Origin of the sequence: Paraburkholderia sp. RL18-101-BIB-B (assembly GCF_046026985.1) — a bacterium.
Taxonomy (GTDB): domain Bacteria; phylum Pseudomonadota; class Gammaproteobacteria; order Burkholderiales; family Burkholderiaceae; genus Paraburkholderia.
This window is the reverse complement of record NZ_JARESV010000216.1, coordinates 1-386: the sequence shown is the minus strand read 5'-3', so window position 1 is coordinate 386 and position 386 is coordinate 1. Positions and strand designations below refer to the sequence as shown.

At 69.4% G+C, this 386-nt stretch carries 1 protein-coding gene; it reads left to right on the top strand.

The window, feature by feature from the left end:
- Positions 1-386 (top strand): HAMP domain-containing protein (locus P0D73_RS46800; protein WP_408321493.1); only part of this gene is annotated, 386 nt, incomplete at both ends.

Below are 386 nucleotides of genomic sequence, written 5' to 3'. Positions count from 1 at the left end.
GATATCGGCGACTGGACCGGCCGCGGCGGCGCGCCGATCCGCGGCATTCTCACGGACGCGCGGCTGCGTAACGGCGACACGGCGAGCGTGCTGGTGGCGCGCAACATGAGCGACCGCTGGCTCCTGCTGGACCGTTACCGCGACAAGCTCAACATGGCGGGCGTGGCGGGCGTGGCGCTGGCCATGCTGCTCGGCTACCTGCTGATTCGTGCGGCGCTGCGGCCGTTGCGCGATATCGCGGCGAGCGCGAGCCTCGTCACGGTGAATCGCCTCGATACGCGGATCGCGGTGGCGCGCGTGCCGAGAGAACTCGAGACGCTGGTGGCCTCGCTGAACGCGATGCTCGAGCGCGTCGAGCATGGTTTCCAGCGTCTGTCGCGTTTCAC